Source organism: Clostridium sp. OM05-6BH, assembly GCF_003481635.1.
Classification (GTDB): domain Bacteria; phylum Bacillota; class Clostridia; order Lachnospirales; family Lachnospiraceae; genus Butyribacter.
Window position 1 is genome coordinate 7,916 of record NZ_QULH01000009.1, and the last position, 21,519, is coordinate 29,434.

Annotated in this window: 20 protein-coding genes; all 20 read left to right on the plus strand. The window is 40.9% G+C overall.

Translation table 11 applies throughout. The annotated features are described in order from the left end of the window. Nucleotides 1-191 precede the first annotated feature (191 nt). Nucleotides 192-476, plus strand: coding sequence for a helix-turn-helix transcriptional regulator (locus DXB73_RS08905; protein WP_118690865.1), 285 nt, complete (start codon nucleotides 192-194; stop codon nucleotides 474-476). Between the two features lie 242 nt (nucleotides 477-718). Continuing rightward, entirely contained in the window at nucleotides 719-4,339 is a 3,621-nt protein-coding gene (locus tag DXB73_RS08910; protein WP_118690866.1) for a hypothetical protein, read from the plus strand. A gap of 158 nt (nucleotides 4,340-4,497) precedes the next feature. Continuing rightward, on the plus strand, nucleotides 4,498-4,914 hold the full coding sequence (locus DXB73_RS08915; RefSeq protein WP_118690867.1) for a GNAT family N-acetyltransferase: 417 nt from the start codon (nucleotides 4,498-4,500) through the stop codon (nucleotides 4,912-4,914). A gap of 163 nt (nucleotides 4,915-5,077) precedes the next feature. Then, on the plus strand, nucleotides 5,078-6,031 hold the full coding sequence (locus DXB73_RS08920; RefSeq protein WP_118690868.1) for an Abi family protein: 954 nt from the start codon (nucleotides 5,078-5,080) through the stop codon (nucleotides 6,029-6,031). A gap of 717 nt (nucleotides 6,032-6,748) precedes the next feature. Further along, nucleotides 6,749-7,078 carry a helix-turn-helix transcriptional regulator gene (locus tag DXB73_RS08925; RefSeq protein ID WP_243104016.1) on the plus strand — a complete coding sequence of 110 codons (330 nt, stop codon included), beginning with the start codon at nucleotides 6,749-6,751 and terminating at the stop codon, nucleotides 7,076-7,078. 233 nt (nucleotides 7,079-7,311) lie between these two features. Continuing rightward, nucleotides 7,312-7,557 (plus strand): helix-turn-helix transcriptional regulator, encoded by a 246-nt coding sequence (locus DXB73_RS08930; protein ID WP_022024392.1) that lies wholly within the window; start codon nucleotides 7,312-7,314, stop codon nucleotides 7,555-7,557. Then, nucleotides 7,557-7,994 (plus strand): resolvase, encoded by a 438-nt coding sequence (locus DXB73_RS08935; RefSeq protein ID WP_118690871.1) that lies wholly within the window; start codon nucleotides 7,557-7,559, stop codon nucleotides 7,992-7,994. The genes DXB73_RS08930 and DXB73_RS08935 overlap by 1 nt, the downstream gene beginning before the upstream one ends. Continuing rightward, the gene (locus DXB73_RS08940; RefSeq protein WP_118690872.1) at nucleotides 7,991-8,365 is read left to right on the plus strand and encodes a type II toxin-antitoxin system PemK/MazF family toxin; all 375 of its coding nucleotides are present in this window, start codon (nucleotides 7,991-7,993) and stop codon (nucleotides 8,363-8,365) included. The genes DXB73_RS08935 and DXB73_RS08940 overlap by 4 nt, the downstream gene beginning before the upstream one ends. Before the next feature lie 20 nt (nucleotides 8,366-8,385). Continuing rightward, entirely contained in the window at nucleotides 8,386-8,577 is a 192-nt protein-coding gene (locus DXB73_RS08945) for an excisionase (protein ID WP_243104015.1), read from the plus strand. Nucleotides 8,578-8,654: 77 nt separating this feature from the next. Then, on the plus strand, nucleotides 8,655-9,785 hold the full coding sequence (locus tag DXB73_RS08950) for a site-specific integrase (RefSeq protein ID WP_118690874.1): 1,131 nt from the start codon (nucleotides 8,655-8,657) through the stop codon (nucleotides 9,783-9,785). A 167-nt stretch (nucleotides 9,786-9,952) separates the two neighbouring features. Next, nucleotides 9,953-11,053, plus strand: coding sequence for a redox-regulated ATPase YchF (gene ychF / locus DXB73_RS08955; protein WP_118690875.1), 1,101 nt, complete (start codon nucleotides 9,953-9,955; stop codon nucleotides 11,051-11,053). Between the two features lie 43 nt (nucleotides 11,054-11,096). Further along, a complete protein-coding gene (gene lgt, locus DXB73_RS08960) occupies nucleotides 11,097-11,957 on the plus strand; it encodes a prolipoprotein diacylglyceryl transferase (RefSeq protein WP_243104012.1) in 861 nt (286 codons plus the stop codon). A 405-nt stretch (nucleotides 11,958-12,362) separates the two neighbouring features. After that, nucleotides 12,363-12,791 (plus strand): division/cell wall cluster transcriptional repressor MraZ, encoded by a 429-nt coding sequence (mraZ, locus tag DXB73_RS08965; RefSeq protein WP_022025270.1) that lies wholly within the window; start codon nucleotides 12,363-12,365, stop codon nucleotides 12,789-12,791. 36 nt (nucleotides 12,792-12,827) lie between these two features. Beyond that, on the plus strand, nucleotides 12,828-13,763 hold the full coding sequence (gene rsmH, locus DXB73_RS08970; protein ID WP_022025271.1) for a 16S rRNA (cytosine(1402)-N(4))-methyltransferase RsmH: 936 nt from the start codon (nucleotides 12,828-12,830) through the stop codon (nucleotides 13,761-13,763). A gap of 15 nt (nucleotides 13,764-13,778) precedes the next feature. Continuing rightward, nucleotides 13,779-14,357, plus strand: a complete 579-nt coding sequence (locus DXB73_RS08975; protein WP_118690877.1) for a septum formation initiator family protein — start codon at nucleotides 13,779-13,781, stop codon at nucleotides 14,355-14,357. 45 nt (nucleotides 14,358-14,402) lie between these two features. Continuing rightward, nucleotides 14,403-16,379, plus strand: a complete 1,977-nt coding sequence (locus DXB73_RS08980) for a penicillin-binding transpeptidase domain-containing protein (protein ID WP_182448289.1) — start codon at nucleotides 14,403-14,405, stop codon at nucleotides 16,377-16,379. Between the two features lie 87 nt (nucleotides 16,380-16,466). Next, nucleotides 16,467-18,209: a penicillin-binding transpeptidase domain-containing protein gene (locus tag DXB73_RS08985; protein WP_118690879.1), complete on the plus strand. Its 1,743-nt coding sequence runs from the start codon at nucleotides 16,467-16,469 to the stop codon at nucleotides 18,207-18,209. Nucleotides 18,210-18,295: 86 nt separating this feature from the next. Continuing rightward, nucleotides 18,296-19,648, plus strand: coding sequence for a UDP-N-acetylmuramoyl-L-alanine--D-glutamate ligase (gene murD, locus DXB73_RS08990; RefSeq protein ID WP_118690925.1), 1,353 nt, complete (start codon nucleotides 18,296-18,298; stop codon nucleotides 19,646-19,648). Continuing rightward, nucleotides 19,632-20,741: a putative peptidoglycan glycosyltransferase FtsW gene (locus DXB73_RS08995; protein ID WP_118690880.1), complete on the plus strand. Its 1,110-nt coding sequence runs from the start codon at nucleotides 19,632-19,634 to the stop codon at nucleotides 20,739-20,741. Before murD ends, DXB73_RS08995 begins: the two co-directional genes overlap by 17 nt. Nucleotides 20,742-20,757: 16 nt before the next feature. Next, nucleotides 20,758-21,516 carry a hypothetical protein gene (locus DXB73_RS09000; RefSeq protein ID WP_118690881.1) on the plus strand — a complete coding sequence of 253 codons (759 nt, stop codon included), beginning with the start codon at nucleotides 20,758-20,760 and terminating at the stop codon, nucleotides 21,514-21,516. Nucleotides 21,517-21,519: the final 3 nt, after the last annotated feature.

A 21,519-nucleotide genomic window follows, 5' to 3' on the forward strand; every position in this document is an offset into this window, starting at 1 on the left:
TAAATGAACAGCCCACCTGATAAGGGCACATCAGCAATGATGGAAGCACCAGAGACGCAGGGGAAAGATAACCAGTAGATAACTGGCTTTCCTTTGCGTCTTTTTGCGTGGATCAGGGAGCGGAAAATTCAAAGATAATTTTTCATCATATTAATTCTGGCTATCAAGATGGCTGGAAAGGATGAAGAATTATGATGATTTATGACATGGAAGCAAGTGGAAAGAGATTAAAGGAATTAAGAAAACAGGCAGGAAAGACACAGGAGCAGGTGGCGGAGGCAGTTGGACTTGAGCCGGGAACGATCAGCCGGATAGAGCGAGGAGTGAAGGGAATGTCGATCGATTCGCTGTTGATGTTTAGTGAAATTTATGGAGTGAGTACGGATTACATACTGAAGGGGGACGAGACTATGACACCATCTGATGCGTTGTTGGAAGAATTGGAGGCATTGGTGCAGAAATATAAGAGTTTGTAGGAAATAAAGGGGGAATTTGGAGTTGGTAAGCAAACCACATTCTAGTTTTTCATTGAGATAAATAACAGAAGATGCTACAATATTGTCAATGGGTATTATGTGGGGTACCGAGTGAGCGGCAAACTGATTTATAAGGGTACTTTAAAGTAGGTAGGAAAACAAATAGTAGATGTCCGGATGTTTTGTTTGTTACATTTACATTCGTGACTATATTATACAATTTTCTGGGGGATGCAGCATTTATGGCATTGAAGATAAAGCAAGGATGTGAAGAAATCATGACAGAACTGTTGTTGAGCATGTTGGAAAATATAATATATGATATTACTGGTTCTGTCATAAAGAAATGGACAGATAGATGTCGATGGAACCGTTTTCTTAAAATGCTTAGAAAAGATATTAGCAAGTTTTGCGAGAAAAATGAGAGTATATATATTAATTCAGGTGCTTTTGAGTACTTTATTCGTAATACGGATTTCTTGAAAAGGGTGATTGAAAGGTCAGTTGCAACTAAACTTGAGAAGAGTAACAAGGCATTCCTTCAGGATGAGACTAGAAAAGCGAGAGAAATAGCGGTCGCAGAAGGTATTACTTTTGCAAACAGTGAGGAGAGTGTTATAGAAGGATTATATCACTTAATAATGGATAAGGTAGGTACTTATTATCGCAATAGTCTTTCTGTTGAACAGAGGCGTATGGTGTCTATATGTTTGGATCAATTGACGGAATTAAAGGAAGCAGTAAATGCCAATCATAAAGAAAATCGCAAGGACATTATTGAAATCCTTAATACGGTAAAAGTAGCAGGAAAACTCAACAATATGGAAGCATCATTGATAGCTGATTTGTTATCAAAGGAGTTGTATGAAGGAAGACTTCAGGAATTTGATGATCTTGCAATTGCAGTAAAAGATAAATCTGGTGATTTGTCGCTTTTCTACGATTGTTTGTCTCAAATTCTACGTTCGGAGAATTGTGATGATGCGGTCAAAAAAATAGTTGATATTTCTGATGAGAGAATTAGGGATAATGCAGTTAGAACAGCACTCCCTATACTTTTATTTAGAGATGAACCTATAGATGGACTGATAGAAGCTGCTACTACGAGGTCATTGCGGGATATTGTAGATAGTTTATTAAGTGGCAATAATGAAAGAATCTTTTCAGATGAGATTACTTATTCTAATGGCATTGAAATTCATAGTTTTGCGCTCAATAAAAAGTTGGTCTATGAAGAAGAAAACCTAATAAGGTTGATTGCTATTTTATCTTTATATGAGAAGAGGATAAGAAATATCCATTTTGCCATGGAAGAAGTGGGAAAGGGGAGACGGACCTGGTTCACGGATATCTTAATAGCGGATAAGAGAGTGGAGAGTTTAATAAGCAATAACACTGATGATAATTCGCAAGAATTAAATACTGTAATAAATCAAATACTGCAGTATGAGGGAATCTATGACAGACTATGTAAAAAAATCCGAAGCTTTTTCTATTCTGTTTTGGTAAAAGTTTATTTGGTAATGGATGAAATTGACGAAGCAGAAAAGTGTGTTCCAAAAGATTTGATGCAGGAACGACCTCTGTCTGATTATGCTTATGCTATAAGAATTGAGAAGAGGGAAGTAGGGTTAAAAGAGGTCTATGACTATTCGGTACGAAATGAAACCTATTGGTTACTAAACAATTATTTTGTGGCGAACAAAAACGAGAAGGAATTGATTGACTTTTGCAGTGAACACGAGGAAATCTTTGAGAAAGATTGGCTGTTGTTTTTTATGTATTTAGATGCGTTAAAGGCTTTGGAACACAACGATGAATATGCATTTCAATTAAAAAAACATACTGATGAATTAAGTAATATTTATGAATATTGGAATGAAATGTTGAATTTATCGGATTTAGAGGAAAATCAGAAGGCATTTGTTGAAGCATGTCGTGATGGCAAAATGACATGCTTGTTAAAACAATCAGCCTATTGTATAATTGAACGTTTGCTCAATTTTCATGAATATGATCTTGCACAATTGTATGTAACAAAATATGAAGAAGTAGGTGAAAAAGATTTTAGAATAAAAAAATACAAAGCGATTATTCATCAAGGTAAAAAGAATGATGTAGAAGCCTTAAAGTGGTACAAGGAAGCGTTTGAGGATAATAACACTGATAAATTCGTTATAGATTCATTGTTAACATTATCACTGGTAAATAAGCGAATGGTTAGCAAGGATGTATTAGACGCAGCAATAAAGGCAGACACATCACGCCTACATATGCTGGTAGCTGCCTGTTATTTGAATGATGGTGACATATCAAGAGCGAAGAGTGAAAATATACGTGCTATTTTAATGTCAGGAGAAAGCTACAATCCTGCGTTTGGACAATATATAGCGATTTCGTCATCCATACACAGTAACGAAGTAATAACAATAACAGGAATCGAGGCAGATACGGCAGCATATTGTAAAAAGGACGATGGTAGTCTGCGATGGATATGTGTATATAAAGATTGTATTCTTCCGACTTCTCCACATGTTTGGAATAATGATTACCATGTGCATATTGATGATGCCGCCAGATTTGGCTTTTTAAGAAAGCATATCGGCGATCAAATTACTATAGATAATGGTATATATATAATTACAGAAATAGTGCCGTTAGAATGTTACTTATTTAGAACATGTACAGCGAAAATGGCGCAGCATGGATTTGCTAAGGAATTATCTATTCCGGTGAAAAATGGAGAACTGGATTCTTCTGCTTTTACAGAAATGCTTGCTCAAATCATTCCGGATGAAAGACAGTCAGTTGATTGGCTTGAACAGTATAATAACATTCAAGATGCTCCGTTGCCGCTGTATACATATAAAGGATTTACACGTCTTACATATTTTCAGTTTGTAGATATGATTCTCGCATCGCATGACTATTTTGTTAGGCAGATAGTTCATGCATCTAAAACCGCAGAGAAATATGTAATTTCCTTTTCGGCATTAGTCGCCTTGTATAAAGCGGGATATCCGGCGGATAAAATAAGAGAATCTGGTGGAACTATTATGGAATCCACATTGGTACAGGCTGATTCAGATGTTGCAGATGTCATTAAAGAATACAATAGAGATACTGTAGCTTCTTTAGGGGTTATTGATGGGAAGCCTTTTATTAATCAAGTAGATGAGGCTGGTAAAGATTATTGGCTAAAAGAAGCTGGGGGGTTTAAAAAGTATTGTGAAGCTATCCCCACCGTCAAGAGCGATCAGGATCTGGACGGAGAGTTTTTTGGAAAATTTGATAGCAAGGAATTGTTCGGAATTTGTGATTATGATGCTATAGCATTTGTTCAATATAATGAAGAGTATTCTTTGGTAATAATTGAAGCGATATTAGCATCTTTGTCACTAAATGAGTTGGTCGATTTAAGTGTTATTTCAGTTTCAGATTGGTTGGTTGGACAGCAAATAGATGATACGAGATTAATTGGGTACTTGCAATCTTTATTAGATGAAGGTTGCTTAATGTCTATTACTAAAGATGTGATTGATTACATGTCATTGGAAGTATCAAAGAAAGATAGTGATTCTAAACAGAGAATGTATTTGATGTGGGATAATTTATTGGGAAGAGTTGATAACTTTCCAGATAAACAAAAAGCTGTATTTATTCAGGCTATGTCAGAGGTGTTTGCTTCATTTGTGGACGAGGCGAGAAATATTGATAGAGGTATTCTTCATATATTGACTACAAATATACTTTTGCTTCGAAAACAGAAAATTGAAATGTCTATTGATGAAACAGGGAAGCTATCATTTTCAATTGTCAATATAGAGCCTGAGGAACAAAGGGTGGAAGTTAAGGAAAAGTAATTGTAATGAGCGTTGATTTCATTGCCAATTCTAGAAATAAAGAGCTGTGGGCAAAAGGAATAAATTCTTATTGCTAGTATAAAAAAACTGACAATTAGAGAGTGACAACTTCATATTTTTTGAGAGTTGCTTCAAATTAATACAAAAGGTGGACAACAATGTTTATAAAGATTTATGATGAGATACCACAGGAAGCGAAGGCGATACGGAAATCAGTATTCATGAAAGAGCAGGGATTTAAGGATGAATTTGATGAGACAGATCATCTGGCGAAACATATGTTGCTTTTCGAGGACGATATTCCAGTAGCTACTTGCAGATTCTTTTTCTCTGTTGAAAGAGATTGCTATGTGATTGGCAGGATTGCGGTCAGTAAAGAATTTCGAGGGAAGCAATATGGTGAAAAGATGTTGCAGGGTGCGGAAAAAGCAGTTAGTGATCTCGGAGGTAAAAGAGTAGAATTGTCTGCACAGTGTCGTGTGGCAGAGTTTTACAAGAAACAAGGATATATGGAGCTGAATGATATTCATATGGACGAAGATTGTCCACATACTTGGATGCGGAAGGAGGTGTAATTATTGTCAGAGACGGCAAATTGTGCCTTGCATTGTTCTGAAACATGTGTTAATATAATTATAGGCCGTAGGGAGGCATGGGTAATGCCTTAATCCAAATATCCCATTAGCGGGATTAAGAATGGTATATCCATTCTTTTTTTTTACCTAAAGGAGAGATGAAATGGCACAAAAGGAATTACCGATTACGCTTGAAGAACAGATAGACATGATGAAAAAGTATGTGTCTTTTAGACAACGAATACGAATGCGTCGTTTTTTACTGCATGCAGGATATTTTAGAGCGAGCAGATATGGGAAATTTTTGCTTTCTAATGTTGAGAATGTGGGTTATAAATCGTCACAGGATGCATTGTTTGCGTTGTATCAGTTTGATGTTGATCTGAGGAGAATACTTATTTATTATTGCAATCGTGTCGAAGTGCGATTTAAGAGTGCAATATCTAATGCCTGTGCGATAAAGGCACAGGATGGGACTTTTTATATGAAAAAGGAGTTTTATGCTCCGTCAAGAGGAGAGAGGGATACCAAGAAGAGAAAAACGAATATAAAATATTTTGAAAGCGTTTTCTATGATGATATTGTACGCAAAGAAGAAAAACTGAGAAAAAATGTTGTTAAATATCCAGAACTAAAGGAGTATCGTAAAGGTGGAAACAGGCATACCAATAAACTCCCAATATGGGTAACATTCAGTTATACGGAATTTGGTACTATGTCAATGATGTATAATTATCTTCGCGGTGATTTGAGAAAGGGTGTGCTCACATATCTGTTTCATGAGAAAAGATATTCTAAAGGAGACACGGAACTTGTGGATACATGGCTAGATGGTGTACGAAATTTGAGAAATTATTGTGCACATAATTCCATGGTGGTTGGACTGAAATCTTCCATTGTACTACGACATCAGAAAGATGCAGAAAATCTGTTACCTAAGAACAATGATTTATATTCCAGATTATACGCATTGAAGAAATTGTTGTCAGTTGAAGATGCGAAGTCCATGAAGAAGGATTTGGTGAAACTGATAAAAAAGAGCAGTGTAGATATTTATACATTAAAAATACTTCCGGAACAATGGGAGACACTATACGATGAAATCAGTGAATTTTAATAGTAATGTTTGAATATAATAGTAATGTCCGTAGGGAGGCGTGGGTAAAGCCTTGATCCGAATATCCCATTGGCGGGTAGGCAGTTCGAGAGGGCTGCCTATTTTTTTGCGCAAATTTTCCTATCAGTACCAGTCACTTATCTTTCGGGTTCTCTTTATTAAGTACCTGCACTGATATACTTGAATTGTCCGTAGGGGACAAGTGATATAAGAATAAAATAACAATTAAATGAACAGCCCACCTGATAAGGGCACATCAGCAATGATGGAAGCACCAGAGACGCAGGGGAAAATGTGATAAATGATTACGTTATGTAAGATTTTTGTCGATTTTTCTCTGCGCCTTTATGTCGGAGAAAGTCGAAAGGAATATGTATAGGACAAAAATTGTCATATATTGACAGTAAAGGTAATTACTGGTAATATATAGAATATCAATTGAATATGGAGATGCGAATTTATAAATTAATTATTGTAGTATCGCTTTATTTTTATATTTTATATATTGCCAGATATGTTTTAGAATAAGAATAATATTTTAATAGGCAAAGATTTTTACATACATAGTTACATAGCGAATTGTTGAATGAAATGTGGATGAACGCATGGAGTACTCTCTTTTGCAGAGAGGGCTGGTAACTAATGGTTGTAGAGGTCTTTTTTTATTGCCTCCGCAACAGATTCAGAAACTGAGAGGAGGTGATAATCGTGGAATATATGAATGATTATGATCCGAAAATGATTGGAAAACGTATAAAGGAAACTGCTCAGAGCAGGGGATATACAGCAGAGAAACTTGCAGAAATTACGGGGAATGGAATACACACCATAAATCGGATATATCAGGGCACTAGCATAAGCACTGAATACATTTGTCAGCTCAGTCAAGTGTTAGGAGTATCCACAGATTATCTCCTTCTGGGAAAGAAGGATCGAATGGAGGAAAAACCGAGCAGGGAAGAAATTTTCCAAATTCTTGGCGGGTTAGACGATACAAAATTGATAAAATTGGCAGGTGCAGCAAAGATTCTTTATGACATTGCGTAGGTACATATTATTTGGATGTGAATTCTAATAATATGTACCTTTTTTCTTTTCTTAACTATACAAAAACTGTGTAGTTATTTCGCTCATTCTCTACAGAAACTGTTCTTCATTTTTTCCTAGGGTTATTTTACGATAAATACAGGTCGTAAGACCGGATGACATGCGCATACATCGTAACGAAAAAATATATGATGGCGGCTACATCAGGCTGCAGAAGAAGGAGTGTGTTTAAAATGAGCGATATAGAAACAACGGATGTTGATATGTTTACGATAGGAAATAATCTTCGGGAGCTTCGAGAGCAGAAAAGAGTAACACAGATGCAGGTAGTTGATGTGTTGGGGGTTAGTTATACCCATTATGCAAAGATCGAAGAAGGTATGAGAGGTATGAGCCTGAAAATGCTGATAAAGTTGATCAGATATTTTGAAACAGATGCCAACACGATACTTGGAAGTGCAGCAATGGGGGTAGCGTGATGGAAGCGAGAAGAGCAAGGAGAAGAGAAAAGAAGAAACAAAGAATGGCAAGACAGGAGAATATCCCTTGCATTGTGTTTCTGGCAACGGACGAAGAATCGTTTGAACTGGCAGAAAAGAAAGAGGATCGGCAGTTGCGATACATCAATCAATATGCAGATGCACATGGGTTAATTCCTATGAAGATCGTGCGTAAGAGCTGTTTTGCCCCGTATGTTGTAAATCAAATGTATAGCCGGTGTATTGATTGGATGCAGCAGGGAAAGGCAGAGGCTATATTGGTTGCCAATATGGAGTATCTTGCTTTGGATGAAGAGGATGCCTATCGCAAGGTTGGACAAGTAAGAAAAGCGGGTTTTCGAATATTTTCTGTGGATGATGGAGAGTTGAAAATGAATATCCGATTCCGGGCGGAGAAAGAGAGGAAGATAGGATGAAACAGAATAATATAAAGAATATATATCGTGGAGATATTATTTGGGTGGATTTGGGAGAATTTCCCGGCAGTCATAGACAATCTGGAAAAAGACCATGTCTGGTTGTCAGTACAGATAAAGGAAATGGTCCGGTATATACAGTAATGCCGGGAACCAGCAAGCAGGAAAAGAAAGCATTTCCGGTACATGTGACAGTATTTCAGAAGGATGTCTTTGGAAGGCTTGGAAAAACAACGGTTTTCATGGCAGAGCAGCTTGTAACAATTGATGACCGGCAGATTTTAATGAAAGCAGGGCATATTCCAGAGCAATCAGGTATCATGCAAAAAATCAACGACCTATTAAAGCGTCAGTTGGGTTTGGGAGAGTGATGAGATTGGAATTAGATAATATGAACATTCCAATATGGGAAAAAGCGATGTTGACGAAACAAGAAGCTGCATTGTACAGCCATATCGGAATCAACAAGCTTGAAGAAATGTTAAAAGTTCCAAATTGTCCATTTGTTTTATATGTTGGAAAGAAAAAATTGATAAAACGCAGGGAATTTGAAGAATACTTGTCCGAGCAGATCGAAATATAGGATTTTACATTTGAGCCTCTTTATGATATGATTAAATTTGAGTATTGAGGCTCTTTTTGTGTGAAAGGAGCTGCAATATGGGTAAAAACCTAAAAGGAAAAGAGCTTGGTCTGGGAATAAGCCAAAGAGAAGATGGCTACTATGTTGGAAGATATACGAATAAATATGGGAGACGTGTTCAAAAATTATTCCTAAAGCTTCAAGAGTGCAGACAGTGGCTGGCTGACTCCGCATATCGCGATGAACACAGCAATATGGATTTCCCAGAGGAAATGACGGTTGATTCGTGGTTTGAGTATTGGATTTCGATGAAGAAGAGAACTGTTCGACCAAATACAGTTCGAAACTATACGGAACGATATCACCGCAATATTAAACCGGTTATAGGGAAAAAGATACTGGGGAGTGTGAATACCATTCAATGCCAGACGGTTATGAATCGTATGGCGGATGAAGGCTATCGCACTTCAACAATCTATCAGGCGCGGATTACATTGTATAATATGTTGGATTATGCCTATCAGAATGATGTGATCATGAAGAATCCATGTAACAAGATGGTTCGTTCTGACATAGGTAAGCCTTCTGAAAAGAAAGAGGCATTGACATTACAGTATCAGCGTGAGTTTTGCAATGTGATCAAGGGAAATGCGTACGAGTATCAGTACCGTTTCCTGTTACAGACCGGTCTTCGTACCGGAGAGTTGGTAGGGTTGAAATGGTCAGACATTGATATGGATCGCCGTACCATGACGATAAGGCGCTCTATGGAGTATCGCCATTCTACAAAGGAATGGAGGATTGGTGAACCGAAAAGCAAGGCGGGATATCGAACGATACCATTGACAGAGGAAGCCGTTGAAATCTTGAGACAGCAAAAGATGAAAAATAATGCGCTCAAGGTTACGGTGATGGAGTGGTCAGAGTTTGTATTTCTTTGCAGAAAAGGAACACCGATTAAGAACAGCACATATGATACGATGCTGTTCAAGCTATGTGATAAAGCGAAGATTCCCAAGTTTTCCATGCATGTGCTGCGACATACGTTTGCAACCAGATGTATTGAAGCTGGAATGAAACCTAAAACATTACAGACAATCTTAGGTCATTCCAATATTGGGATCACCATGAACCTTTATGTACATACAACAGAAGAACAAAAACAAAAAGAAATCGACCAGATTGCGGATGCTTTGAAAGTGGTTTAATTTTTTTTGCTCTCAAAAATTGGTACATGATTGGTACGTTAACCAAAATTTTTGAGGGCAGAAAAATTGCTGTCTCGAAAAATTGGTACATAAATTGGTACATAAACGAGATGCCAAAACCCGCAAACCCCGTAAAATCAAGGTTTACAAGAAAGGAAAGATAGAAAATGAAACTAGGAATTGTTGGTCTTCCTAATGTAGGAAAAAGTACACTATTTAATTCATTAACCAAGGCAGGAGCAGCAGAGGCTGCCAACTACCCATTCTGCACGATCGAGCCAAACGTTGGTATCGTGCCTGTTCCGGACAAGCGCTTGGATGTTTTGGCAGAGATGCATCATTCCGCTAAAGTAGTACATGCTACAATTGAGTTTGTGGATATTGCCGGATTGGTAAAGGGAGCATCTAAGGGTGAAGGTCTTGGTAACCAGTTCTTGGCTAACATCCGTGAGGTTGATGCAATCGTTCATGTGGTTCGCTGCTTTGACGATACTAACATCGTGCATGTCGATGGCAGTGTTGACCCGGTTCGTGATATTGAGACGATCAACTTGGAGTTATTGTTCTCTGATATGGAGATTTTGGAAAGACGCTATGCTAAGTTGGTAAAGAGTGTCAAAAATGACAAGACCCTTGTAAAAGAGACGGAATTGGTTGAAAAGTTAAAGAAGCATATGGAGGATGGCAATTTAGCTAAGACTTATGAGCCGGAAGATGATGATGAGAAGGAATTGCTTGAAAGCTTTAATTTGCTGACTTACAAGCCAACGATCTATGCTGCCAATGTTGCGGAAGATGATCTGGCAGACGATGCTGCATCCAACGAATATGTAGCAAAGGTTCGTGAGTTTGCAAAGCAGGAAGGCTCTGAGGTGTTTGTGATCTGTGCTCAGATCGAGCAGGAGATTGCAGAGTTAGAAGATGATGAGAAGAAAGAATTTCTTGAGGATTTAGGTTTATCAGAGTCCGGATTGGATAAGCTTATTACAGCAAGTTATAACTTGTTGGGATTGATCAGTTATTTGACGACCGGACCGGATGAGAGCCGTGCTTGGACGATCGAGCGGGGAACGAAAGCTCCGCAGGCAGCAGGAAAGATCCATACAGATTTTGAGCGTGGATTTATCCGTGCAGAAGTTGTCAGCTACGACAATCTGGTAGAGCAGGGAAGTGAGAATGCAGCTAAAGAAAAGGGATTGGTGCGTTCCGAAGGAAAAGATTATGTAGTACAGGATGGAGATGTTATCTTGTTCCGTTTTAACGTATAAGTGACAAGCGAAGGTTGAAACAGAGGGAAGAATGGAGAAGATTATGGATATACGATTTCCACATTTGGGGATTGAAATTGCACATTTGGGGCGGTCGATTACGATAGGCGGATTTTCAATCGCATACTATGGCATGATCATTGCACTCGGCATGATTCTTGGGTTTTTGATGGCAAGCTGGCAGGCAAAACGCACCGGACAAAATCAGGAATTGTATTTGGACCTGGCAGTATGGGATATTATTTTTGCAATCATAGGAGCAAGAATTTATTATGTCGTGTTTAGTTGGGATTATTATGCTAAACATCCGGGTGAGATATTAAATACAAGGGGCGGCGGATTAGCTATTTATGGTGGTGTGATCGCAGGAGTGATCACGACGTTGATTTTTGCAAAAATTCGTAAACAGTCTTTCTTGTGTTTGGTGGATACGGCCTGTGCCGGACTTTTGGTGGGACAGATCATTGGTCGATGGGGCAATTTCTTTAACCGAGAGGCGTTTGGCAGTTATACGGATGGCTTATTTGCGATGCAGATCCCAAAAGATGCGGTAGCACCGGCGAATATCACGCATGCGGTCAACCAACATTTGGTGACGATTGGCGGTACGCAGTATATTCAAGTGCATCCAACATTTTTGTATGAATCCGTATGGAACCTCTTGGTCCTTGTCATCATTTTGGTTGCCACACCACATAAAAAATATAATGGTCAATTATTTTTACTGTATTTGGCAGGATATGGTCTGGGACGGTTTTGGATCGAAGGATTACGTACAGATCAGTTGATGCTGTTTGAAAGTGGAATTGCAGTATCACAGCTTCTTTCGGGAGTTTTATTCCTGTTTGCCGTTGGAATGTTGATCTTTAAGGCAAAACAAACGCAAGCAAAACAAACACAATAGAATAACGTGATAAGTTGTAAAAAGATCTCAAAAATTACAATTGAGATCTTTTTTTTGTCCTTTTTTACATACTTTTATAAAAAAATACTTGCAATATTCCCAAAAAAGCGATAGAATTTTAGGAAAAGTGGGGCGAAGTGGGGGAAGGTGGTTAGAAAAACCTAAAAAGTGGTGAGAAGTGATTTTGTGAGACCGCTGCAAGTTCAACTGGGGAGTTGATGAGACCGCTGCAGGTTCAACTGGGGAGTTGATGAGACCGCTGTAGGTTCAACTGGGGAGTCGATGACACAGCGTCAGAACAGGATTTGATCCAGGCGCAGCGTCAGAACAGCATTTTATGCGGGAGTAATTCGCGGAGATCCGAGCTTATGATTCGTGTATTTTGAAAGAAGGGTGGTGATAGCAATGTTCATGGGTCAATACGAACATACCATTGATGCAAAGGGCAGAACTATCATTCCTGCAAAGTACCGAGAAGGGCTTGGAGAGACTTTTATTATCACCAGAGGTTTGGATGGCTGCTTATATCTATATCCGTCAGACGCTTGGCAGGAGTTTGCAGACAAGCTGCAAAGTCTCCCATCTACATTACAAAATCGTAAAATTCAACGACAGTTTCTATCGAAAGCGATGGAGGTGAGTCTGGACAAGCAGGGACGAATTCTGGTTCCGGCACTGCATCGTGAGATGGCTGATCTGGAGAAAGATGTCGTTTTTGTTGGTATGATGAACCGTGTAGAGCTTTGGGATAAGGCACGTTACAACACGGAGGAGACAGAAGAGGACGAAGAACTTCTTGCAAGTGCAATGGATACTTTGGATATTTCTTTATAAACTTATAAACCATCGTTAAGAAAGGGGCGTGTAACCGTGGAGTTTCAGCATACTTCGGTGTTATTGCAGGAAGTCATTGATGGACTTGCGGTGAAACCGGATGGCATATATGTGGATGGAACCTTAGGGGGAGCAGGACATGGTAGTGTTGTCTGTTCTATGCTAGGGGACAAGGGACGATTTATAGGGATCGATCAGGATGCAGATGCGATCGCAGCGAGCACAGAACGTTTGAAACCGTATGGTTCAAAGGTGACGATCGTTCGCAGTAATTATGCAGAGATGAAGCAGGTATTGCAGGAGCTTGGTATTGCAGGCGTGGATGGCATTACTTTAGACTTGGGAGTCTCATCTTTTCAGCTAGATACATCCGAGAGAGGATTTTCTTATCGTTTTGATGCACCACTCGATATGCGTATGGATGACAGACAGGCGTTGTCAGCATATAACGTGGTCAACGAATATTCCGAAAGTGATCTGTTTCATTTGATCAAAAATTATGGGGAAGACAAATTTGCCAAAAATATTGCGAAACATATTGTGATAGAACGGGCAAAGGAACCGATTAAAACAACAGGACGTTTGGCAGAGATCATCAGTCAGGCGATACCAATGAAAGTTCGTAAACAGGGAGGACATCCGGCAAAGAGAACCTTTCAGGCGATACGCATTGAGGTGAATCAGGAATTATCCGTGTTACAAAATACATTAGAAGAGATGATCGACCTGTTAAATCCGGGAGGCAGATTGTGCATTATCACATTTCACTCCTTGGAGGATCGAATTGTAAAACAAGCGTTTAAGAAGGCGCAGGATCCGTGTACCTGTCCACCGAATTTTCCGGTGTGCGTGTGCGGCAACCGATCAAAAGGACATATGGTAGGAAGAAAACCGATTCTTCCGTCAGAGGAGGAAATGGAACGTAATCCGAGAGCGAAGAGTGCAAAGTTACGTGTATTTGAGCATATATAAAAAGGGGGCCAAAGAATGGCAGGCAGACAAGGAAGTTATAGCAGCAGACAATATGGATACAGTCGGCAGACAGGGAGTGGAAGTCGAACTGTAAGCAGCCACAGCAGATATTCCGGCCGTGGTGGACAGGCATATGTAGAGGGCAGTGCAGCCAGGGTATATGATGTAGAACCGCTTCGAAGAGAGCAGGAGCGCAAAAGACGTGAAGAGGAATATCAGCGAAGAGAGCGCGAAAGAAGAAATCCGTATAGCAGAACGGTTGAACTTCCGGGAGTACACCGTGCATCTGTGTTGTTTTTGATCATGGCAGTTGCTGCAGTGTTTTATGTATGTTTTTCTTATGTTCAGACACAGAATCAGCTCCATGAGCAGCGTCAGCAGGTCGTAGCGATCCAGTCTGACATTGCACAGATGAAAGAAGATAATGAACAGGAGTACCAGACTGTAGTGGACTCTGTAGATCTTGCGGATGTTTATCGCAAGGCGACACAGGAACTTGGCATGGTTCGCGCCAAAAAGGATCAGGTATATACCTATCAGAACAAAAAGAGTGATATGGTAAAACAATATGGTGAGATACCGGATGCAAAGTAATTTTTGCATTCGGTATATGCGAAACAGCAGGACATGGAGGCACGGATGAGCAGAAGAACGCAGAGTAACCAAAGTAGGAGAAGACAGACAAACCGAGCCGGCAATCCTCAGAGACGCCGAAAAGTACACACAAAATACAAATTTAGCACCCGCAGGATGTATCAAAGAACATTTATTGCGCTCGGTGCTATTGTTTTATTTGCGTTAGTTTGTGTGGGCTGGACGATCTGGCTGGGGCAGAGTAAAGGGGATGAATATGAGAAGATCGTGTTATCACAGCAAAGTTATGTGAGTAATACGATCGCATACCGTAGAGGAGATATTTTGGATCGCAATGGCAATAAGCTGGCGTCCAGTAAGAAGGTGTATAATTTAGTACTGGATCCAAAGGCACTGACGTTGGACAGCGCATATTTTGAGCCGACGACCAAAGCGTTGCAACAGACAGTTGGAATGTCAGAAGGTGCGGTTCGTAAGATCATCGACAAAAAGCCGGATTCTCATTATTATGTTGTGAAGAAGTATAAGGGATTATCCAGAGATGTTGTGGATGCTTTTAATGAGCTTGCTGATAAAGATAAAAACATTCAGGGAGTATGGTTTGAAGAAGAATATGTGAGACAGTATCCGTATTCAACAGTAGCAAGTAATGTGATCGGATTTTGTTCTTCGGATAATGTTGGAATATGGGGAATTGAAAATCAGTACAACAGCCAGCTTAGTGGTAAAACAGGCAAAAAGTATGGGTATTATGATTCGGATCTTAATCTTGTAGAGAATGTCAAAGAACCGGAAAATGGTAAAAAGATCATTTCTACGATTGATGTTAATGTGCAGGGTGTGTTGGAACAGCATATGCAGAAGTTTCAGACGGATACCGGATCTGAAAATATGGGTGTCATCATTATGAATCCAAACAACGGAGAAATATATGCGATGGCATCATCACCCGGGTATGACCTGAATGATCCAAGTGATCTGAGTAAGTATTACTCAGAGGACAAGCTTGCTGGTATGAGTGACAAGAAAAAGATGGAGGAATTAAATGAGATCTGGCGTAATTTCTGCATCAGTGATGCTTACGAACCGGGATCAACTTTCAAACCGATCACGGTAGCGGCAAGTTTGGAAGAGGGAACGACTTCTCCAAGCAGAACGTATGTCTGCGATGGTTATCAGAAAGTTGGTGGAAGCAAGATCAAGTGCGTGGCGTTTAGCAAAGGCGGTCATGGAACGATCAATATATGTCAGGCGTTGATGGAATCTTGTAACGATGTCTTGATGCAGATGGGAGATGTATTAGGGGGCAAGCGTTTCTTAAAATATGTAAACGATTTTGGATATGGACAAAAAACAGGCATTGATCTTCCTGGTGAGGCAACCGGCAAGATCTTTACAGAGGATACGATGCGCAGTGCCGACTTAGCTACGTCAAGTTTTGGACAGAGCCAGACGGTGACCATGGTGCAGATGGCAGCAGCGTTTTCCTCGGTAGTAAATGGTGGGTATTATTACACTCCGCACGTTGTGAAGGAAATTCAAAATGAAAATGGAGCTACTGTTTCTGAAATAGAAACACAGCCGGTTCATAAAGTAGTTACCGCGGAAACGAGTAAGCTGCTTCGCGGTTATCTATACAAAACTGTGGAAGAGGGTACTGCGAAGGCGGCACAGGTGAAAGGCTATAAAGTTGGCGGCAAAACCGGTACTGCAGAGAAGTATCCGCGTAAAAAGAAAAATTATCTGGTTTCCTTTATTGGATTCACACCGGTAGAACACCCGGAGGTTGTGATCTATGTCGTGATCGATCAGCCCCATGTGGAGGATCAGGCGCATAGCACCTATGCCACAGAATTTGCCAGTTCCGTTATGGGAGACGTCCTTCCAATGCTTGGTGTCTATAAAAACGACTCTTCCGGAGGAAAAACGAAAGTACAGCTTCCGTCTACCAAAAACGGCAATCTTCCGTTGGAAGTGCCAAAAGGTGGTTACAGCACCGAAGATTATAAGAAATTACAGTGACCGTTTAGTGGTGGGACCCCGGCAAAGGTATACTTTGTCGAACGGATTCATATACTGATTGCAACCAAACAGTGAAAATCCAAAATAATGAAAAATTGCAAAACACCGCAGCGGCAGAGAATCCTTTTTGTATATATTATGGTCTGTCTGTTGTCGTTATCGCTTACAGGGCGGTTGGCATATTTGATGGTCGCCAAAGCAGATTATTACGGACAGAAAGCAAAAGATGTACAACAACGAGAGCGCGCGATCAAGGCAAAGCGCGGTGTGATATACGATAGAAATGGTGAGATATTGGCTGGGAATAAGCCGGTGTCCACCATTTCTGTTATTCACAACCAGATTAAAGAACCGGAAAAGGTGATCACCAGACTATCTGAGCTATTAAATCTGGATGAACAGGAAGTGCGAAAACGCGTTGAAAAGGTGTCATCTATCGAGCGTATCAAGGCAAATGTGCCGAAAGAAACTTCCGATAAGATCCGAGAAGAGAATCTGGCGGGAGTCATGGTGGATGAAGACTACAAAAGGTATTATCCGTATGATACCTTGGCGTCACGTGTTATTGGATTTACCGGTGCGGATAATCAGGGAATTATCGGTTTGGAAGTAAGCTATGATGATATATTGCAGGGACAAAACGGCGCAATATTAACTATGACGACAGCGCGTGGCCTGGAGATTGACGGGAAGGCGGAAGAGAGAAGAGAACCGGTTGCCGGGCAAAATCTTTACACAAGTATTGATAGTAATCTGCAGCAATTTGCAACACAGGCGGCAGAGAGAGTGCGCGAGGCAAAAAATGCTGCAGGGGTGCGGGTTATCATGATGAATCCGCAAAATGGAGAGATTTATGCGATGGTCAATTCACCAGAGTTTTCATTGACTAAGCCATACGAATTAGTGGATCAGAGCAAAAATCTGTCGGAGAAACAAAAAAATGAAGAGTTGAATAAAATGTGGAGAAATGGATGTGTTAGCGATACTTACGAGCCGGGATCAACATTTAAGATCATCACCTCAACGGCAGCTTTGGAGGCGGGGGCAGTATCCTTGAATGATACCTTTTATTGCCCGGGCTTTAAGATTGTTGAGGATCGGCGTATCCGATGTCATAAGGCAGGTGGGCATGGTAGTGAAACCTTTGTGCAGGGGGTGCAAAATTCATGCAACCCGGTATTTATGGAGGTTGGAGCAAGACTTGGAGTCGGTGGGATGTTTCGTGGAATGAGACAGCTTGGTATCCTTTCAAAAACCAACATCGACGTTCCGGGAGAGGCATCAACGATCATGCATCAGCAAAAAAATGTGGGAGCGGTGGAACTTGCTACGATGTCTTTTGGACAGTCGTTTCAGTTATCGCCGATCAGACTGTTAACATCGGTTAGTGCCGTGATCAATGGTGGCCACAGTATTGTACCGCATTTCGGCGTCAGCATCGAGAATACATCGAACGGATCGGTACGCAAATTATCATATCCGCAGAAGAAAAAAATAGTGTCTAAGGAAACTTCGGAAAATATGAAAATGATCCTAGAGAGTGTGGTAACAGAAGGATCCGGTTCCAAAGCTTCGGTCGAAGGATATCAGGTCGGTGCCAAAACAGGAACCTCAGAAAAGCTTCCGCGCCGCAGTGGCAAATACATTGCATCCTGTATTGGCTTTGCCCCGGTAGACAATCCGAAGGTTTTGACAGTCGTTTTGATCGATGAGCCGGAAGGAATCTACTATGGAGGAACAATTGCCGCACCGGTCGTATCGGAACTGTTAGATAATGCCCTGCCATATTTGGGCGTAAAAAAAACACCGCAAAAACAAACGAAGAAATAAACGTCATTTGGTTGATTTCTCGGGTGGATTGCATTACAATTGTTTAGGAAAGAGCAGCAAAAGGAGGAACGGAAGTGGATAGCGAAATGGGATTATCAGGAAAGACAGTATTAGTAGTAGGTACAGGAATTAGTGGCATAGCAGCAGTAAATCTGTTAGCAACGCAGAGTGCCAATATTATTTTATTAGACGGCAATACAGAGCTGTCACCGGAGACAGTGGCGGCGAAGTTTTCAGAGGATATTCATTATGATCTGATTTTGGGAGATCTGCCGGATCAGGTGATGGATCGGATCGATCTGGCAGTGTTAAGCCCGGGTGTGCCGACGGATCTGCCGTTTGTGGTACGTATGCAGGAGGCAGGCATTCCAATTTGGGGCGAGATCGAACTTGCTTATGTATGTGGTAAAGGAAAAGTTGTTGCGATCACAGGAACCAATGGTAAGACGACAACGACAGCATTGACGGGTGAGATCATGAAAGCATACTATGACAGTGTATTTGTCGTAGGAAATATCGGACTGCCGTATACACAATATGCAATGCAGATGTGTGATGATACAGTTACGGTGGCAGAGGTCAGCAGTTTCCAGCTGGAGACAATCCACAAATTCTGCCCTCAGGTCAGCGCTATTTTGAACATAACGCCGGACCATCTCAACAGACATCATACGATGGAGTGTTATACAGAGACGAAAGCACGTGTTGCGATGAATCAGACCAAAGAGCAGATGTGCGTACTCAATTATGAAGATGAGCGTTTGCAGCAGGTTGCAAAAAATATGTCGGCAGATGTATTTTGGTTTAGCAGTGCCAGAGAATTAGAACGAGGCATTTTCCTGCGTGGAGAAGAGATCGTATGCCGCGACGGCGAAGAGATCACGCTCTGCAACATACATGATCTGAAACTGTTAGGTATGCATAACTACGAGAATGTAATGGCAGCGGCAGCAATCGCACATGGTATGAACGTGCCGTGGGATGTGATCCGTAAAGTGGTTTGTGAGTTCCAGGCTGTGCCGCATCGTATCGAGTTTGTAAAAGAAGTGAACGGTGTAAAATATTACAATGACTCTAAGGGAACGAACCCGGATGCAGCGATCAAGGCTGTTGAAGCAATGGTTCGTCCAACGATCGTGATCGGCGGCGGTTATGACAAAGAGTCCGTTTATGATGAATGGATCGCATCGTTCGGAACGAAAGTAAAAAGTCTGGTATTGCTTGGGCAGACAGCAGATAAAATCGCAGAGGTAGCCGCTAAGGCGGGCTTTACTGCAGTGACGAAAGTGGATTCTTTAGAAGAGGCAGTAGCTGAATGTGCCCGTCAGGCACAGGATGGTGATGCTGTGCTGTTATCTCCGGCGTGCGCAAGCTGGGGAATGTTCAAAAATTTTGAAGAGAGAGGCGACCTTTTTAAGGAATATGTCAAAAAGTTATAAAATTCGTAATTACGATTATGTATTACTTTTTATGACAATTGGGATCGCTGTTTTTGGCGTTTTCATGATCTACAGTGCCGGATACTATACCGCAGTGCTGACAGGGTCACAGTGGCGTTATGTGACGCAGCAGGTGCTTGGCCTTGGGATCGGCGTTGTCGGAATGATTCTTGTATCCGGGATAGATTATCGCCTGTTTATCAAACCGATCTTTGGAAAAAAGATCAATTTTGTATATTTGGTCTATCTGGCAGCAATTATTATGCAGGTTGCCGTTTTATTTGTCGGTGTTGAAAAAAATGGCGCAAAACGCTGGCTGAATCTTGGGTTTGTACAGTTTCAGCCGTCTGAAATCTCTAAGATCGCAGCAATATTGTTTGTAGCATATGCAATCTATCGGAGCAGACAGTCGTTAGATCATTTTGCCGGTTTTTTGCGGGTAATGCTTTTTATGGGACCGAGTATTGTGCTGATCTTAGTGGAAAATATGAGTTCTGCGATTATTGTTTCCGGTATCGTTGTCGGGATGTGCTTTGTGGGAAGCCGCAAGAAACTGTATTTCGCAGTATGTCTTGTGCTGTTGATCTGCGGCGGAGCCTGCTATATCTTTTTGGGAGAGGGATTTCGTGCAGAGCGCATTGATATTTGGCTGCATGTAGAAACGAATGAGAATGCACATCAGATCAAGCAGGGATTATATGCAATTGCAACCGGCGGTGTTTTTGGCAAAGGGCTGGGAAATAGTATGCAAAAGCTCGGCTATATTCCGGAGGCATATAACGATATGATATTTGCTGTGATCTGTGAAGAGCTTGGAATTGTTGGAGCTGCAGGACTTATCATCGCTTTTTTGGTAATGTTTTGGAGGATCACGTGGATTGCGATCAAGGCAACGGATCTGTTTGGAACAATGATCTGTGTCGGAGTATTGATCCAATTGGCAATACAGGTTGTGATCAATGTGGCTGTAGTGACCAATTCGATTCCGTCGACCGGGATTCCATTGCCGTTGATCAGTTATGGTGGAACTTCTGCGACGATCATGATGGCGGAAATGGGACTGGTGTTGTCGGTGTCAGCCGGAAGTAAATAAGGAAATGGGGATAATTATGCGTGTACTAAAGAGACTGTTCGCAGTGGCGGCAGTGATCGCATTATTGTTGGTGGGAGTATATTTTATCTTTCATATCGATAATGTGACAGTGGAAGGAACGGAGTATTACTCGGATTCTGAGATTAAAAATCTGGTTTTTCAAAAGAAACTGTCAGGCAATGAAGTAGTGCTTTGGCTTTATGAAAAAACAGTGGGGCTTGGTTCCCTTCCTTTTATTGAAACGATAGAGGTGGAATATCATGGGCCGCGTAGCGTAACACTGCACGTATATGACAAAACGATCAGTGGATGTATCAAATACTTAGGTCAATATGTATATTTTGATAAAGATGGTATTGTGTTGCAGACGCTTCCTAAAAAGAAAAAGGGGATTCCGGTCGTAACCGGTGGCAACTTTGGTAATTTTACGGTGGGAGAGGCATTCAAAACGGCAGATGAGGGTGTGTTTGAATCCATCATGAATGTTTCGCAGCTTATCTCACATTACAATATTTCCGCGAAACAGCTTCATATCGAATCCGGGGCGTTAATATTGTATTCCGGCAAGCTTAAGATCTATCTTGGCAAGAAAAAAAGATACGATGACGAAATGAACAATCTGGCACGTGTTTTTGAGACGGCAGTCAAGGAAAAATTGACGCTGGAAGGTACGATTCATATGGAAAATTACAAGGCTGGAGACAGTATTGTAGTGGATCCTCCCAAGAAAACAAACAAAAATGTCAAAAAAACGAAAAAGAAAGAGGAAAATTAGCAA

What these genes read in the sequence shown, in the direction of transcription:
- DXB73_RS08910 (WP_118690866.1), top strand. Translation starts at nt 719, where the DNA reads ATGGCATTGAAGATAAAGCAAGGATGTGAAGAAATCATGACAGAACTG.
- mraZ (WP_022025270.1), top strand. Translation starts at nt 12,363, where the DNA reads ATGTTCATGGGTCAATACGAACATACCATTGATGCAAAGGGCAGAACT.
- DXB73_RS08920 (WP_118690868.1), top strand. Translation starts at nt 5,078, where the DNA reads ATGGCACAAAAGGAATTACCGATTACGCTTGAAGAACAGATAGACATG.
- DXB73_RS08950 (WP_118690874.1), top strand. Translation starts at nt 8,655, where the DNA reads ATGGGTAAAAACCTAAAAGGAAAAGAGCTTGGTCTGGGAATAAGCCAA.
- DXB73_RS08915 (WP_118690867.1), top strand. Translation starts at nt 4,498, where the DNA reads ATGTTTATAAAGATTTATGATGAGATACCACAGGAAGCGAAGGCGATA.
- DXB73_RS08985 (WP_118690879.1), top strand. Translation starts at nt 16,467, where the DNA reads ATGAAAAATTGCAAAACACCGCAGCGGCAGAGAATCCTTTTTGTATAT.
- DXB73_RS09000 (WP_118690881.1), top strand. Translation starts at nt 20,758, where the DNA reads ATGCGTGTACTAAAGAGACTGTTCGCAGTGGCGGCAGTGATCGCATTA.
- ychF (WP_118690875.1), top strand. Translation starts at nt 9,953, where the DNA reads ATGAAACTAGGAATTGTTGGTCTTCCTAATGTAGGAAAAAGTACACTA.
- DXB73_RS08975 (WP_118690877.1), top strand. Translation starts at nt 13,779, where the DNA reads ATGGCAGGCAGACAAGGAAGTTATAGCAGCAGACAATATGGATACAGT.
- DXB73_RS08935 (WP_118690871.1), top strand. Translation starts at nt 7,557, where the DNA reads ATGGAAGCGAGAAGAGCAAGGAGAAGAGAAAAGAAGAAACAAAGAATG.
- DXB73_RS08945 (WP_243104015.1), top strand. Translation starts at nt 8,386, where the DNA reads ATGAACATTCCAATATGGGAAAAAGCGATGTTGACGAAACAAGAAGCT.
- DXB73_RS08980 (WP_182448289.1), top strand. Translation starts at nt 14,403, where the DNA reads ATGAGCAGAAGAACGCAGAGTAACCAAAGTAGGAGAAGACAGACAAAC.
- DXB73_RS08995 (WP_118690880.1), top strand. Translation starts at nt 19,632, where the DNA reads ATGTCAAAAAGTTATAAAATTCGTAATTACGATTATGTATTACTTTTT.
- lgt (WP_243104012.1), top strand. Translation starts at nt 11,097, where the DNA reads ATGGATATACGATTTCCACATTTGGGGATTGAAATTGCACATTTGGGG.
- murD (WP_118690925.1), top strand. Translation starts at nt 18,296, where the DNA reads ATGGGATTATCAGGAAAGACAGTATTAGTAGTAGGTACAGGAATTAGT.
- DXB73_RS08905 (WP_118690865.1), top strand. Translation starts at nt 192, where the DNA reads ATGATGATTTATGACATGGAAGCAAGTGGAAAGAGATTAAAGGAATTA.
- DXB73_RS08925 (WP_243104016.1), top strand. Translation starts at nt 6,749, where the DNA reads ATGAATGATTATGATCCGAAAATGATTGGAAAACGTATAAAGGAAACT.
- DXB73_RS08940 (WP_118690872.1), top strand. Translation starts at nt 7,991, where the DNA reads ATGAAACAGAATAATATAAAGAATATATATCGTGGAGATATTATTTGG.
- DXB73_RS08930 (WP_022024392.1), top strand. Translation starts at nt 7,312, where the DNA reads ATGAGCGATATAGAAACAACGGATGTTGATATGTTTACGATAGGAAAT.